19 protein-coding genes are annotated in these 12,885 nt (G+C 64.9%); 7 read left to right on the top strand and 12 right to left on the bottom strand.

Annotated features, from left to right (window positions below):
- Positions 1–8 precede the first annotated feature (8 nt).
- Genes gvpM through HACJB3_RS11395 form a run of 8 tightly spaced genes read right to left on the bottom strand, consistent with a single transcriptional unit; the run spans position 9 to position 4,082 of the window.
- A complete protein-coding gene (gene gvpM / locus HACJB3_RS11430) occupies positions 9–326 on the bottom strand; it encodes a gas vesicle protein GvpM (RefSeq protein ID WP_008416643.1) in 318 nt (105 codons plus the stop codon).
- The gene (gene gvpL / locus HACJB3_RS11425; protein WP_008416645.1) at positions 326–1,150 is read right to left on the bottom strand and encodes a gas vesicle protein GvpL; all 825 of its coding nucleotides are present in this window, start codon (positions 1,148–1,150) and stop codon (positions 326–328) included. Before gvpL ends, gvpM begins: the two co-directional genes overlap by 1 nt.
- Entirely contained in the window at positions 1,147–1,479 is a 333-nt protein-coding gene (locus HACJB3_RS11420) for a gas vesicle protein K (protein WP_008416646.1), read from the bottom strand. The genes gvpL and HACJB3_RS11420 overlap by 4 nt, the downstream gene beginning before the upstream one ends.
- The gene (gvpJ, locus tag HACJB3_RS11415; protein ID WP_008416647.1) at positions 1,476–1,907 is read right to left on the bottom strand and encodes a gas vesicle protein GvpJ; all 432 of its coding nucleotides are present in this window, start codon (positions 1,905–1,907) and stop codon (positions 1,476–1,478) included. The genes HACJB3_RS11420 and gvpJ overlap by 4 nt, the downstream gene beginning before the upstream one ends.
- Before the next feature lie 3 nt (positions 1,908–1,910).
- Complete coding sequence (locus HACJB3_RS11410) at positions 1,911–2,705, bottom strand: hypothetical protein (RefSeq protein WP_008416648.1); 795 nt, start codon at positions 2,703–2,705, stop codon at positions 1,911–1,913.
- Positions 2,702–3,199, bottom strand: coding sequence for a gas vesicle protein GvpH (gvpH, locus tag HACJB3_RS11405; protein ID WP_008416649.1), 498 nt, complete (start codon positions 3,197–3,199; stop codon positions 2,702–2,704). Before gvpH ends, HACJB3_RS11410 begins: the two co-directional genes overlap by 4 nt.
- Positions 3,196–3,450 (bottom strand): gas vesicle protein GvpG, encoded by a 255-nt coding sequence (gene gvpG, locus HACJB3_RS11400; RefSeq protein WP_008416650.1) that lies wholly within the window; start codon positions 3,448–3,450, stop codon positions 3,196–3,198. Before gvpG ends, gvpH begins: the two co-directional genes overlap by 4 nt.
- Before the next feature lie 2 nt (positions 3,451–3,452).
- Complete coding sequence (locus HACJB3_RS11395) at positions 3,453–4,082, bottom strand: GvpL/GvpF family gas vesicle protein (RefSeq protein ID WP_008416651.1); 630 nt, start codon at positions 4,080–4,082, stop codon at positions 3,453–3,455.
- Positions 4,083–4,211: 129 nt separating this feature from the next.
- Between HACJB3_RS11395 and gvpA the strand changes: the two genes are divergently transcribed.
- The 5 genes from gvpA (at position 4,212) to HACJB3_RS11370 (ending at position 6,894) form a co-directional block, all read left to right on the top strand.
- Positions 4,212–4,475: a gas vesicle protein GvpA gene (gene gvpA, locus HACJB3_RS11390; RefSeq protein ID WP_049934428.1), complete on the top strand. Its 264-nt coding sequence runs from the start codon at positions 4,212–4,214 to the stop codon at positions 4,473–4,475.
- A gap of 12 nt (positions 4,476–4,487) precedes the next feature.
- Positions 4,488–4,946: a gas vesicle protein GvpO, halophile-type gene (gene gvpO / locus HACJB3_RS11385; RefSeq protein WP_008416654.1), complete on the top strand. Its 459-nt coding sequence runs from the start codon at positions 4,488–4,490 to the stop codon at positions 4,944–4,946.
- A 51-nt stretch (positions 4,947–4,997) separates the two neighbouring features.
- Positions 4,998–5,336, top strand: coding sequence for a hypothetical protein (locus HACJB3_RS11380; RefSeq protein WP_008416656.1), 339 nt, complete (start codon positions 4,998–5,000; stop codon positions 5,334–5,336).
- Positions 5,337–5,406: 70 nt separating this feature from the next.
- The gene (locus tag HACJB3_RS11375; RefSeq protein WP_008416658.1) at positions 5,407–6,234 is read left to right on the top strand and encodes a hypothetical protein; all 828 of its coding nucleotides are present in this window, start codon (positions 5,407–5,409) and stop codon (positions 6,232–6,234) included.
- Positions 6,235–6,276: 42 nt separating this feature from the next.
- Entirely contained in the window at positions 6,277–6,894 is a 618-nt protein-coding gene (locus HACJB3_RS11370) for a hypothetical protein (protein WP_008416659.1), read from the top strand.
- A gap of 1 nt (position 6,895) precedes the next feature.
- Here HACJB3_RS11370 and HACJB3_RS20225 read toward each other — a convergent pair whose 3' ends face one another.
- From HACJB3_RS20225 to HACJB3_RS11355, 4 genes are read right to left on the bottom strand one after another with little or no spacing between them, the layout of a single operon-like run.
- Positions 6,896–7,051 (bottom strand): hypothetical protein, encoded by a 156-nt coding sequence (locus tag HACJB3_RS20225; protein ID WP_008416661.1) that lies wholly within the window; start codon positions 7,049–7,051, stop codon positions 6,896–6,898.
- Complete coding sequence (otsB, locus tag HACJB3_RS11365; protein WP_013199508.1) at positions 7,048–7,887, bottom strand: trehalose-phosphatase; 840 nt, start codon at positions 7,885–7,887, stop codon at positions 7,048–7,050. The genes HACJB3_RS20225 and otsB overlap by 4 nt, the downstream gene beginning before the upstream one ends.
- Complete coding sequence (locus HACJB3_RS11360) at positions 7,880–9,364, bottom strand: alpha,alpha-trehalose-phosphate synthase (UDP-forming) (RefSeq protein WP_013199507.1); 1,485 nt, start codon at positions 9,362–9,364, stop codon at positions 7,880–7,882. Before HACJB3_RS11360 ends, otsB begins: the two co-directional genes overlap by 8 nt.
- A complete protein-coding gene (locus tag HACJB3_RS11355) occupies positions 9,361–9,774 on the bottom strand; it encodes a hypothetical protein (RefSeq protein ID WP_008416670.1) in 414 nt (137 codons plus the stop codon). The genes HACJB3_RS11360 and HACJB3_RS11355 overlap by 4 nt, the downstream gene beginning before the upstream one ends.
- A gap of 243 nt (positions 9,775–10,017) precedes the next feature.
- On the opposite strand from HACJB3_RS11355, the gene HACJB3_RS11350 reads away from it, so the two are divergent.
- Positions 10,018–11,466: a sulfatase gene (locus HACJB3_RS11350; protein WP_008416672.1), complete on the top strand. Its 1,449-nt coding sequence runs from the start codon at positions 10,018–10,020 to the stop codon at positions 11,464–11,466.
- Positions 11,463–12,866, top strand: coding sequence for a sulfatase-like hydrolase/transferase (locus HACJB3_RS11345; protein WP_008416673.1), 1,404 nt, complete (start codon positions 11,463–11,465; stop codon positions 12,864–12,866). Before HACJB3_RS11350 ends, HACJB3_RS11345 begins: the two co-directional genes overlap by 4 nt.
- Positions 12,867–12,885: the final 19 nt, after the last annotated feature.

The following is a 12,885-nucleotide window of genomic DNA, read 5'->3' as shown; positions in this document are numbered from 1 at the left end:
AAAAGACCTTACCGTTCGTCCGGGTCCGCGGGGCCCGTGTCGGTCTCGGGATCCGAACCCGAAGGATCGGGCACGCTCGGACGCGGCCGCCGGCCGAACTCGGAGTGTCGATACCGCTCCTGGCTCCGGATCTCCTCGTCCCACTCGGTGAAGATGTCGTACTCGACCATCGTCGTCATGCCAGCGATCGCCGCCCGGAGGTTGATTCCCACGAGCGGGATGTCCGCGACGGTGACGACCACGTCGGCTTGGACGATCGCCCCGTCGGTCAACAGGACGTCGAGCACGTCGACGATCGCGTGGCCCTCGGGGCGTGCCGGCTCCATCAGCCCTCACCCCCGTCTCCGATCGTCGGTGCGTGCGAGTACGGCGGCCACGGCCCCGTGTAGTTGACGTCGAACCCATCGCGGTCGATGAACTCCTCTAAGACGTCGCCGATGACTCCCTCATGGTCCTCGGGGGCGAGCACCGACAGCTCGATCACCGTCTCGAACCCGTCGTCGCTCCCGTTCGTCCCGTCCGCCCCAAGCAGCGTCGACTGGTTTCCGGCCGTCTCGACCGCTCGTGCGTGTTCTGCGACCCGATCGTAGAGTTGCCCCGCGAGGTCGTCCCGGCGCCCCTGGAGGCGCTCGGTGAGGTGCTGTTCGTACTGCTTTTCGAGCAGGTAGCCCGTTCCCTCGCTCGCGTCGTCGATGCGTGCTTGGAGCGCCGCGAGTTCTTCGTCATCGCGTGCGATCTCCTCGCGGACTCGCGACTCGTCCCAGCGAAGCTCGATCCGGTACTCCCAGCAGCCCGACAGCGACTCCAGTGCGGCCTCGAGCTGTGTTGCGTTCTCGGTGATCCAGTTTTCGACGCGCTCGTCGTCGCCCTTGATGACGGTGTCGAACCGGAAGGGGACGGGCGTATCGAAGGACTCGCCGACGGCGTCGACCACGCGCTGGTGACTGAGTAACCACCGTCTGACCTCCGTGAGGTCGTCCGAATCGAACATCGCCTCGACCGGCTGGACGACCGCGCCGATCCCCTCGGCGGTGACGATCCGCACCTCGCCGTCCTCTATCCCCGCGACAGAGATCGAGGGGTCATCGTCGGCCCGCACGGCACAGTAGAGGTATCGTCCCACCTCGAACTCCGTGCCGGCGGTGCTCATCGTTCCAGCTCCTCGTAGTGATCGTCGTAGACCCGCTCGATCCCCTCGCTGAGCAGGTCGTTGAGCTCGGTACGGAGCTCCCCGACGTCGTTTTCGATCCCCTCTCGCTCCTTGATGGCCTCGATTTCGTCCTCGATGGCCTGGAGTTGGGTGCCCAGCCGTTCGATCTCCTCTGGAGAGAGGACGCCCGACTCCATACGACGGATCGCCTCCTTTTCCATCGCCTCGACGAGCAACTCGACGACGGTCATCACGAGCGCCAACAGTCCGGAGGCCGCGTCCGTCTCGCCACCCTCGTCGGCCTCGCCACCGAGGTCGATCTGTCTCATGAGTCCTCCGGTTCGTCCTCGCCGTCCCCGTCATCTCCGTCGCTCGCGTCGGTGCCGGACTCCGAACCCTCGTTCGTCGAGATCGGGACCTCGGGATCCGGACGGGCGCTCGGCGGGTCGCTGTCCTCGTTCGATCCCCCGTCGCTCGCGTTGATCCCGAGGTTCACCTCCTCGTTGTTTTCGACCTCGAGGGGTTCGCGCCCGGAGGCCTGTTCGACCCGGCGCATATCGGTGCCGGTGGGGAAGGCGAGTCCGTACTCGGCGGCGGTCTCGAAGGAGGCGATCGCTGCCCGGATCTCGATTCCGAGCAGTTCGGTCTCGCCGACGGTCACCGCGATGTCGGCGTTGATGACGATCCCCTTATCGAGGACGAGTTCGAGGACGTCCGCCAGGTCGCTCTTCTGTCGTGTGGGTCGTGCGTCGCTCATGGTTCAGTCGGTGTTGGCGTTCTCGAAGCGCCGGCCGTAGATCCGGCGGGGGTTTTTCGCTCGCGAGTATTTCACCTGCGAGGGCACTGTCGAGTGACGCGTCGAGGCGGAGTTCGCAAGCGGCCCACTCGGCATCGTCGAGACCGCGGTCGGGTTCAGCGAGTCGTTGCCGCCGAGTTTCTCCTGGTTGAACTCGTAGAGCAACCGGAGCTTGTCGTGGGTCTCGAGCAGCGCGGTTCGAAAGCCCTGGACCGCCGTCTCGATGAGCTGTTGGATCTTCTCCTGGCGGTTCTCGGGGTCGAAACTCATGTGTGCGCCCTCGCCCATCCCCAGATCCATATCGAGCACCCCTCCGTCGTCGCCGCTGTCGCCGTCGGTCACGTCGTCGATCTCGTCGTCGAGGTCCGCTTTCTGCTCGCGCAGGTCAGTGAGGTCGACGGCCTCCCACAGCTCCCGGAGTTCGATTGCCTCCTTGAGCGCCGAGAGATCGATCGCGTCGTGCGCGTCGCCGTCGGCGATCGCCTCGGGGACCTCCTCGGCGTCGATAGCGTCGGGAAGCTCATCGAGGTCGATCGTGTCGGGAAGCTCATCGAGGTCGATCGTATCGAGGACGTCCTCGGCCTCGTCGACGATCTCCCAGATGTTCTCGGCGGTCTCGATGACCTCCTCGTCGTCGCTGCCCTCGACGATCTGGGTCTTGAGTTGCTCGATCCCGTCGACGAGTCCCGGAAGTAGCTCCTCGAGGCGGTCGAGGATCGAGGCGACCTCAGCGTCGGTTTCCGTTTCGGTTTCGCTCACGACTCACCCTCCTCCGTTCGCAGTCGGACCTCCAGTACGCCGTTTCTGAACGTCGAGTCGGCCACGGCGACTTCGGCGTCGCCCAGCGCGATCCGGTCGACGACCTCCCCGTCGAACCCGATGACCAGGTCGTTTTCCGCCCGGTCGATCCCGGCGGTGATGCTCTCTGCGGTCGCCTGCGGGAGGTCCGCGAGCACGACCAGGCCGTCGTCCTCCCTACGGACGTCGACGAGGTGATCGTCGGTGTCCGTGTCCGTATCGGCTGTCGGCTCGGTCTCCTCGCCGGAGTCGGTGCCGAGTCGCTCCCAGAGGCTGTCCGGATCCGGGCCGGTGCTGATCCTGAACCCGTAGTCCGTCCGGGCGTGTTTGCCCGAGACGCTGCCGTGTCCCGCACCCGTTCTCTCGCCGTTTTGTTCCGCCTCCTGTAGCGTCTCGACGACGTGTCTGAGTGCGTCGAGCAGCGAGGAGGCCTCGCGGTGGTTGTCGTCGGTCATTGTCGTATCTGGATGTTCTTGTTGTCGAGCTGTTCGTGTGCCAACTCCGCCGTCTCGAGTTCGGCTTCGAGTTCGGCCTTGCGGCTTTCGTACTCGCTTTGGTCGCGCTCGCCGAGTTCGTACAGCAGCTGGTTTTCCTTTAGGTCGCTCTGGATCCCCTCGATGTTGTACATCTCCGTGACCGCGAGCGTGTGGATCGCATCGAGGATCGAGATGAACGGCTGAAACAGGATGTCGTCGACGATGAACATGGTTAGCGTTGGGCCGTGATCTCGATGTCGACGAAGTTGTACGGTGCCCACGGGCCCGTATACTGGACCAACAGTTCGTCGTGGTCGTCCTCGAACTCGCCGACTGCCTCGTTGAACGCCTCCCGGTCGGCGCGTTCGACGAGGTACGATCTGTTTATCACGAGTCGATCGCTGAACAGTTGGTTCTCCACCACGTTAACGCTTATCCGGTCGAAGCGCTCCTCGACCTCCGCGACGATCTCGTCGGTGTCGACGTCGGCGTCCTCGTCGGTCAGGACCTTCAGCCCGAGTTCGACCATCCCGTCGATCTCCCGTAACGTCCGCGAAAAGACCGGTCGGGCGTTCCGGAGGACGTTCTTCAGGGTGCGTTTGTTCTTGAACCCCATCCCGAAGCTCATCGGGACGACCGTTCGGCCGCCGTCGTGCTCGAGGATCGTCTGGAGCACCTCGTCGTGGCACTGGACGTTCTCGTCGCTGCGTTCGGGCTCGACGGTGTCGATGTCCGAGACGACGGCCGCGAGCGACTGATAGCTGACTGTGTACGCGCGTTCGGCCCCGTTGACCCCCTCGATGTCGAGGTCGAGATCCTCGTTTTCGATCACGCCGTAGACGTAGAGTGCGTCGTCGGTCATGGTGGCTCGGTAGCGAACCTACTCGGTCGCACCCGCATATGTGTCACGGTCGGCCAATAGGTGAGCGCTTGCGCTGGAAGGGGAAACCATAAGACGGTCGGCGTTCGCATGGTAGATGAAGGGAAGACCATGAGTCAAGCAAGACCAAGCACGTCAAGCCTCGCAGAGGTGCTCGATCGCATCCTCGATAAGGGTGCGGTCATCGACATCTGGGTGCGTGTCTCGCTCGTCGGGATCGAGATCCTCACCGTCGAGGCCCGCGTCGTGATCGCCTCCGTTGACACGTTCCTCCACTATGCGAGGGAGATATCGAAGATCGAACAAGCGGAGGAAGAGGGGGACTTAGACGACCTCGAGGACATCGAGATCGAGGCGTCCGCCGAGTCCTCGTAAGCGGACTCCCCCATGTCCGACGCGGAGACAGCCGACGAGCAGTGCCAGGCGCTGACCTCGGGCGGCGAGCGATGCACCCGGCCGGCACAGGGCGACGGGTTCTGCTACCAGCACGGACCCGACGACGAGACGATCGACGACCACCAATCGGAGGATTCAGACATGGCAGACAACGACTCCGTCTCGGAAACCGAGATCGGGACGGTACGCGAAAAGATCAGGCAGGTCGCAGCGGACCTCATCGGCCGTCCGCTCGTGAGCGTCGTCTCCGTCGACCGCGATCGGAGCCGGGGCGAGGACAACAACGAGGAAGGATGGGTCGCGGCGGTCGAGATCCTCGAACGCAAGAGCGTCCCCGATACGCAGGACATCCTCGGGCGCTACGAGATCACGCTCGACGCCGACCACGAGATCACCGGCTACCGCCGAACCCACCGGTATCGCCGTGACGACATGGATCAGGACGTCTGATCTCTCGTCACGTACCGGGAGTTATACGGACACGTCACCTACCGATCAGCGATGAGTAACGAAGAGATCACCCTGCCGTGGATCGACGAACCGATGGACGTAGAAGAGGCCCTCGAGGCGCTCGGACAGGCCTCCGTCGACGACGGCGAGCATATCGAAGCCCTCGAAGACCGGATCGAGGTCCTCGAGGGCCGTCTCGCCGCCCTCGAGGACGGCTCGTCGATCGAGTGCCCCGAGTGTGAGAGCGCGGCAGCGGTATACAAATCCGGTGTCGGTGCGGCGAAACTCGCCAACGACGGAGCGCTAACTGACGCGAGCGCGGACGCGCTCAACGCCGAGTCCCACGTCTGTCTCGACTGTCACGAGTCGTTTACGCCGGCCGGCGAGTAGCCGCCCGACGAAGACGTAAGCGAATCCGCAATGAACCTACTTACGTCTCTAGTGGGTTGTTTCGATGACGATGGTAGACCAATCTACGACCGCTGGTCGAGACGATGGCGTCCACGTGCGCGTACTGCTCCCCGACGGGGGAGAGGAGGAAGCGCCCGAGGAGGAAGACGAAACGGAGGAAAGCGACGAACAAGCGGACGCCGAGGACGGAGCCGACAGCGAAGGGGAGTCCGCCGAGGGAACCGAGGACGAGGAAGACGACGAAACCGAGGAAGGCGACGAACAAGCGGACGCCGAAGGGGAAAACGAGGACGATCAAACCGAGGACAACGAGACGGGTGACGAAGAGGAGAGCGACCGCGAGGAGTCCGAATCCGAGGAGGGCACCCGCGTGCTCCACCTCAACCTCGATGGACTGTTCCTCGATCTCCTCGGGTTGGAGGTCGACCTCGACGAGGTGACCCTCGATATCACCGCGATTCCCGGCGGGGGGAACCTGCTCGGAAACCTGCTGTCGGCGGTCGGCGGCCTGCTCGACGGCGGCGATCTGGGGAGCCTGCTCGGCCTCGATGACCTGCTCGGCGGCGGCCTGCTGGGCGGGGACGACGAGGACGGCGGTCTGCTGGGCGAGGACGGTCTGCTTGGCGGGGACGACGGTGACCAGGAGGGCGAGGACGGCGACGGTTCGAGCGGGCTCCTGCCCGATCTGGCCCTCGGCGAGCGGATTGCGGCGTTCGGGAGTGCAATAGCGGAGCGCCTGCGGAGTTTCTTCGGCAGCATCCTCGACGAGTTGCCCCTCGAGGAGCTGGCCACGCAGTTCGTTCAGGAACTGGTCAACCAGCTTCTGGGCGCCGACGATAGCGACGACAGCGACAACGGCGACGCCGCGAGCGCATAGATCCCGAACCGACAAGCCCACAGTGGGCACCCAGAGCCAACAATGAGCGACACAAACCTTGCCGACAGCATCGACACCGAAAAACTGCTCGACAACGTCGACTACGAGGAGCTGTTCGAGGGCACCCAGCTCGAGGACACCTTCGAGGCCGACGACGAGAAATCGCTCGCCGAATCGCTCGGCGGCGCACTCGGCGCGATCATCGGCCGGAAGCTCGGCGAAGCGATCGCCCGGCAGATCCAGGAATCGATCAGAGGCGACGACGAGGAGGACGACGGAGGATCGGACGCCGACGACGGATCCGAAGACGGGGAGGACACACAAGACGAGAGCGAGGACGAGGAGTCAGGCGACGAGGAGGGAACTGAGAACGACGCGGAGGAGTCGGGTGACGACGACGAGGAGGACGACGAGGACGACGAGAACGAAAACGAGGACGTCGAGAGCACGGACGAGGAGGACGAAGAGGGAAATGAGAACGGCGGTGGGGAATCGGACGACGAATCCGGGGACGAAGAGGACCCCGAGAGTCGCGAGGAGCTAGAGGAGCTGTCGTATCGGGAACTCCAGTCGCTGGCGAAGGACCACGACATCAAGGCCAACCTCGGCCGCAAGGAGATGACCGATCAGCTCATCGAGGCGCTCGACTTCGAGGAGTGAGTTAGTCGGCCGCGGGCGGCGCCTTCGCGTGGGGACGAACCGGAGACTCCCCGCAGTCGACACAGACGTACCGGTCGTCGGTCGTGCGGACGACGGGTGCGTTACAGGCGATGCATTTGATCCGTGCGTTGCGCGCCTCGCGCGGGTAGCGGCTCATGTGTGCTGTGTTTCTATCGGCGTCGGTTCTCGAACGGTGCTTTCGTCGGCGTGCCACTCGGCGAGCGCAGAGAGACACGCGGTGACTCCTTCCTGTGTCGGCACCCGGTAGTGGGCAGCCGTCTCGCCCGATCCGACGTAGATCGCAAGCCCGTCCTCGACCGCCCGGAACGCCGACTCGTCGGTGGTGTCGTCGCCGATGTAGATCGGCAACCATCCCTCGTGGTCGGCGGCGAGCAACGAGACGGCCATCCCCTTGTGCCAGCGGACGGCCGGTCGAAGTTCGATGATCTCCTTGCCCCCCGTCCGTCGGACCCGCCCGTCGCCAAAGCGCTCGAGGGCGGTTTCGACGGCCTCGCGGACCTGTCGGATCCGTTCGTCGGGGGTTTTCCGGTAGTGAACCGTCGCCGTGACCGACTTGTCCTCGACGGCCGCGCCCTCGATTCCGGCGAGGGCGGCCTTAAGCGCCTCGACGATCCGGGCGATCCGCCCGCGGTGTTTCGCGGCGATCGGGTGGACGGCGGTGGCGTCGCGGCGCTGGAGTTCGAGGCCGTGATTGCCCGCGTAGGCGATTCCCTCGATGCCAACGCGCTCGCGGACGTCAGCGAGCGCCCGCCCGCTGACGACGGCGACGCGCACGCCGGCTGTGTCTCGAAGCGCACGCAGCACCCTGCGGTTCTCCGGAACGATCTCGGGGGCCTGTGGGTCGGTCTCGATGGGGGCGAGCGTGCCGTCGAAGTCCGTACAGAGCAACAGTCCCTCGGCGGCCTCGACTCGCTCGCGTATCCTCGCGTGTGAGGAGTCGAACCGCTCGAGGCTTCGCTCGCCCTCAGACATGGCTCACTGACTGCTCCCGATCGGTTTCGCAGGCGAGTGCGGTCTCGAAGACGTCGTTCATCCAGGTCAGCAGGTCGTATTCGGCGACCCGCCGGCGCTGGGCGGCCATCCGCTCGTTTCGTTCCTCCGTTGGCAGCGACAGCGCCCGGTCGATCGCCTCGGCGAACGACTGGGTGTCGAAGGGGTTGATCGTCACCGCCCCATCGCCGAGTTCCTCGTGGGCGCCCGCGAACTCAGAGAGGACGAGCACGCCGTCGTCGTCGACCTGGGAGGCGACGTACTCCTTCGCCACGAGGTTCATCCCGTCGCGAAGCGCGCTCACGAGCGCGAGGTCACTGTGGCGATACAGCGCGTAGAGTTCCTCCTCGGGGAGCATCTCGTCGATTCGGACGATCGGCTTCCACGTCGCCGTCCCGAACCGACGGTTGACCCGCTCGATCGCGGTGTCGACCCGCTGTTGGAGGTACTCGTAGCTCTCGATCTCGCTGCGGCTCGCCGAGCCGTTTTGGACGTACGTGAACTCGCCGCGTCGGCCGGGGTACTCCTCGAAAAAGCGCTCGATCGCGTCGATACGCTCGGGGATCCCCTTGGTGTAATCGAGCCGGTCGACGCCCAGCGCGACCGTCTGCCCGTCGATCCCGTAGCGTTCGGCGAGGTCGGTCCAGACGCCCGACTCGCTCGCCAGTGACTCGGTTCGCTCGGCGTCGATTCCGAGCGGAAACGATTGGATCGTCGTCGTCGAGCCGTCGTACTCGACGGTCCCGTCCTCCCGGTCGACGGTCGCTTCGGACAGCACCGACGCGACACACTCGAGGAAGTTCTCGACGTACTCGGCGACGTGAAAGACCAGTAGGTCGTTCGCGAGCAGGCCGTCAAGCAGCGCGTCGGCCTGCGGACAGACCGCGAAGGTCTTCGGCGCCGGCCAGGGAATGTGCCAGAACTGAGTCAGCAACGCCTCGGGCATCTCTTGGCGGACGAATCGGGGTGCGAGCCCGAAGTGGTAGTCCTGAAACCAGATCAGGCTTCCCTCGTCGCTCTCCTCAACGACGGCCTCGCCAAAGCGGCGGTTGACCGCCCGGTAGCGCTCGAAGTCCCGCCCGTCACACCGGACGGGGTAGATCATGCCGTGACACAGCGGCCAGAGCGCCTGGTTGCTGTAGCCGTAGTAGTACCGTTCGAGGTCGGTCTCGCTCAGTTCCACCCGGGAGAGCGTATAGGAGGGATCGTCGGGGGGAACGCGGACGCGGCCCTCCTCGGCGACCTCGAAGTCCGCATCCCCGTCGCCCCACGCGATCCACGTCCCCTCCGTGCGCTGCATCACCGGGTCGATCCCTGCGGTGAGACCGCCAGCCGGCCGCGAAACGGTGATTTCGCCGTCATCGCGGTTGTGCGCGTACGGTTGTCGGTTCGAGACGACGACGAGGTCCCGCTCGGCGAGCCCCTCGAGGACCGTCTCGCTCAGTGGTCGGTCCGTCATAGCGGTGGGTGCGTGCCGAGACCGGACGACAGATCCCGGTTCCACCGGTCGCGGCAGTTGCCGGGGGCCTCGGCGTCGAGCAGTTCCACCACTCGGCCGACGGAGATCCCGGACTCCGCCTCGACGATTCCGTTTATTCGTTGCGTATAGGTGAGTAGTGTCTCCACGGCTGTGTCCATAGTCGTTACACAGTCCAGCCTCATACCACTTTTCGCCTCTCCCACGCGTTGTTCACACCGGAGCTGCCAGAGTTGGCTCGTACACAGCTCGGGCATCGACGGACTCTCGTCCGTCGGCTCCGCGACGAGCGACAGGCGCTCGTCGTCCCGCCTGAACTCGATCCTGTCCTCACGGAGGGCGACGACCGCCCATCCGCACGGCAGGAATATGTCATCTAATGCGGGTTTCATGGCCCTATTGTGAACATGGCTACAACGCTTTCAGCACTCCCCCTTCTGCCTGCGATACCGTGGCTTTTATATGGACTAGCCAATTTCGGAAACCTTCACTCGATATCGTATCAAATATCCTGCTGTCCGATATCGGTATTTTGGAGCGCTGTTCCGTCCGATCACCCCTGAATGGGGTGCGCACGCAAGGGCCTGATATTTGCCTGTAATGATCCAATATCGAACCCCGAAGGGGATCAGACGATGGGACATCCTAATATCGCGGTCGTCGTCATGGACACCGCTCGTGCGACGGAGACGGTGCCGGCAGATCCGACGATCACGCCGACGCTCGCGGAGCTCGCCGACGAGGGAACGGCCTACTCGAACGCCTTTACGAGCGCGCCGTGGACGTTGCCCTCGCACGCGTCGCTCTTTACGGGCACCTACGCCTCACGCCACGGCGCCCACGGCGGGCACACGTACCTCGACGAGGGCTACACCACCCTCGCGGAGACGCTCGCCGGAGCGGGCTACGAGACGGTGGGTATCTCGAACAACACGTGGATCACCGAGGAGTTCGGCTTCGCCCGCGGGTTCGAGACCTTCCACAAGACGTGGCAACTCGTCCAGTCGGCGACCGACCTCGGGGAGGTGACGCGGGCCGAACACGCCCGCGGAAAGCTCGACGCGTTCGTCTCGGAGGCGTTCTCGGGTAACCCGATCGTCAACGGCCTGAACGCGATCTACGACGAGTTCGTCCGAACGAACGCCGACGACGGGGCCGCCCACACTACCGACTGGCTCGCCGACTGGCTTGGGAAACGCGACGGCGATCGCCCCTTCTTCTGTTTCGCGAACTACATCGAGCCCCACATCGAGTATCGCCCACCCCGCGAGTACGCCGAGCCGTTCCTGCCCGAGGGAACCTACGAGGAGGCGATCGCGATCCGACAGGACCCGCGTGCCTACGACGTCGGGGAGTACGCGATCACCGAGGAGGAGTTCGCGCTACTGGAGGGGCTGTACCGGGGCGAACTCGCCTATCTCGACGCGAAACTCGGCGAGTTCCGTGCGGCCCTCGAAGCGGCCGGCGAGTGGGAGGACACCGTGCTCGTGGTCTGTGGCGATCATGGCGAGAACATCGGCGATCACGGCTTTCTCGGCCACCAGTACAACGTCTACGATACCCTGTTGCACGTTCCGCTCGTCATCCATGGCGGACCCGAACCCGCCGCCGACGAGGACGAACTGATACAGTTGCTCGACCTGTTCCCGACGCTGCTGGATCTGGCGGGGGTCGACGCGCCCGCCGCACGCGAGCAGGCCCAGGGCCGATCGCTGCTCACCCGGGAAACGCCCCGCGAGTCGGTGATCGCCGAGTACGTCTCGCCCCAGCCCTCGATGGCGCAACTGGAGGAGCGCTTCGGGTCGATTCCCGACTCCTTATACGAGTACGACCGCTCCCTGCGGGCGATTCGGACGGACGAGTACAAATACATCCGGGGTTCCGATGGGAGCGAGGAGCTCTACGACGTCGAGCAGGACCCCGAGGAGCGCTTCGAGATCGCCGCGACCGAACCCGAGATCGCCGCGGAGCTGGCAGCCGAACTGGAGGGGTGGGCCGACTCCTTCGAGCACGCGGACGTCGACGAAGCGGTCGAGATGGCCGAAGCGACCAAGGGCCGTCTCCGTGATCTAGGCTACCTATGAGCGACCCGAACGTCTTGCTTCTCCTCACCGATCAGGAACGGTACGACCTCACCGCGCCCGGCTCCTCGGTCGAGACTCAACACGTCGACCGCCTTCGAGAGGGCGGGATGACCTTCGAGCGGGCCTACACCCCGATCAGCATCTGCTCGGCCGCGCGCGCCTCGCTTTTGACTGGGCTGTACCCGCACAACCATGGGATGTTGAACAACTGCCACGAGGCCGACGCGATACAACCGAACCTGCCGCCGGGACATCCCACGTTCGGCGAACTGCTCGCCGCGGACGGCTACCACACCGCCTACGTGGGCAAGTGGCACGTCGGTCGCGATCAGGGTCCCGGGGACTTCGGTTTCGAGTACCACGGCGGGGCCGACCGCCACCACGACGCCGATTTGGCCGGCGACTTCTGTACGTACCGCGAGGAGCTCGGGGTCAGCGTCGACGAAGCGGACCTCGAGGACGCGATCTACACCGACACGGGAACGCTCGTCGCCGCACGCGACCCCGTTCCGGTCGAGGCGACGCGTCCGTACTACCTCGCACAACAGGCCATCGAGCAGCTTCGGGAGGGACTCGACGAGCCGTTCTTCCTCCGGGTGGACCTCTACGGTCCTCACCATCCCTACGTCGTCCCCGAACCCTACGCGTCGATGTACGACCCCGCGGAGATCGACCCCCCGGCGAGCTACCGGGAGACTTACGCCGGCAAACCCGCGGTCCACGAACAGTACCTCGACTATCGCGGCGTCAGGAGCTTCGACTGGGAACGGTGGGCCGAAGCGATCGCCAAATATCGGGGGTTCATGACGCTGATCGACGACCAGATCGGACGGATCCTCGACGCCGCCGAGGGGGTCGAAGACCTCTGTACGATCCACACCTCGGATCACGGCGATTTCACCGGGAACCACCGCCAGTTCAACAAGGGGCCGATCATGTACGACGAGACCTACCACATCCCCTTGCAGGTGCGCTGGCCCGGCGAGGTCGAGGCAGGCTCCGTCTGCCGGGAGTTCGTCTCGCTGCACGACCTGATGCCGACGTTTCTCGACTTGGCGGGCGTCGAGATCCCCGACGTGGACGGCCGGTCGATCCGGCCGCTCCTCGCGGGCGAGATACCGACGGACTGGCCCGACGCGCACTTCGCCCAGTACCACGGCGACGAGTTCGGACTCTACTCCCAGCGAATGCTTCGGACCGCACAGTACAAATACGTCCACAACGGCCCCGACCGGAACGAACTCTACGATATAGAGGCGGACCCGAACGAACTCGGAAACCTGATCGACCATCCGGCCTACGAGGGGATCCGACGCGATCTGGAGGCACGACTGGTCGAGCGCATGGAAGCGGTCGAGGACCCGATCGCACCGTGGACCGCGACCGCGATGGGTCGGTAGCGGTGGGCTTTTGACCCGC

This window comes from Halalkalicoccus jeotgali B3, assembly GCF_000196895.1.
GTDB classification, from domain to species: Archaea; Halobacteriota; Halobacteria; order Halobacteriales; family Halalkalicoccaceae; genus Halalkalicoccus; species Halalkalicoccus jeotgali.
Note: the sequence above shows the minus strand (reverse complement) of the source record. Positions and strands in the feature narration are given on the sequence as shown.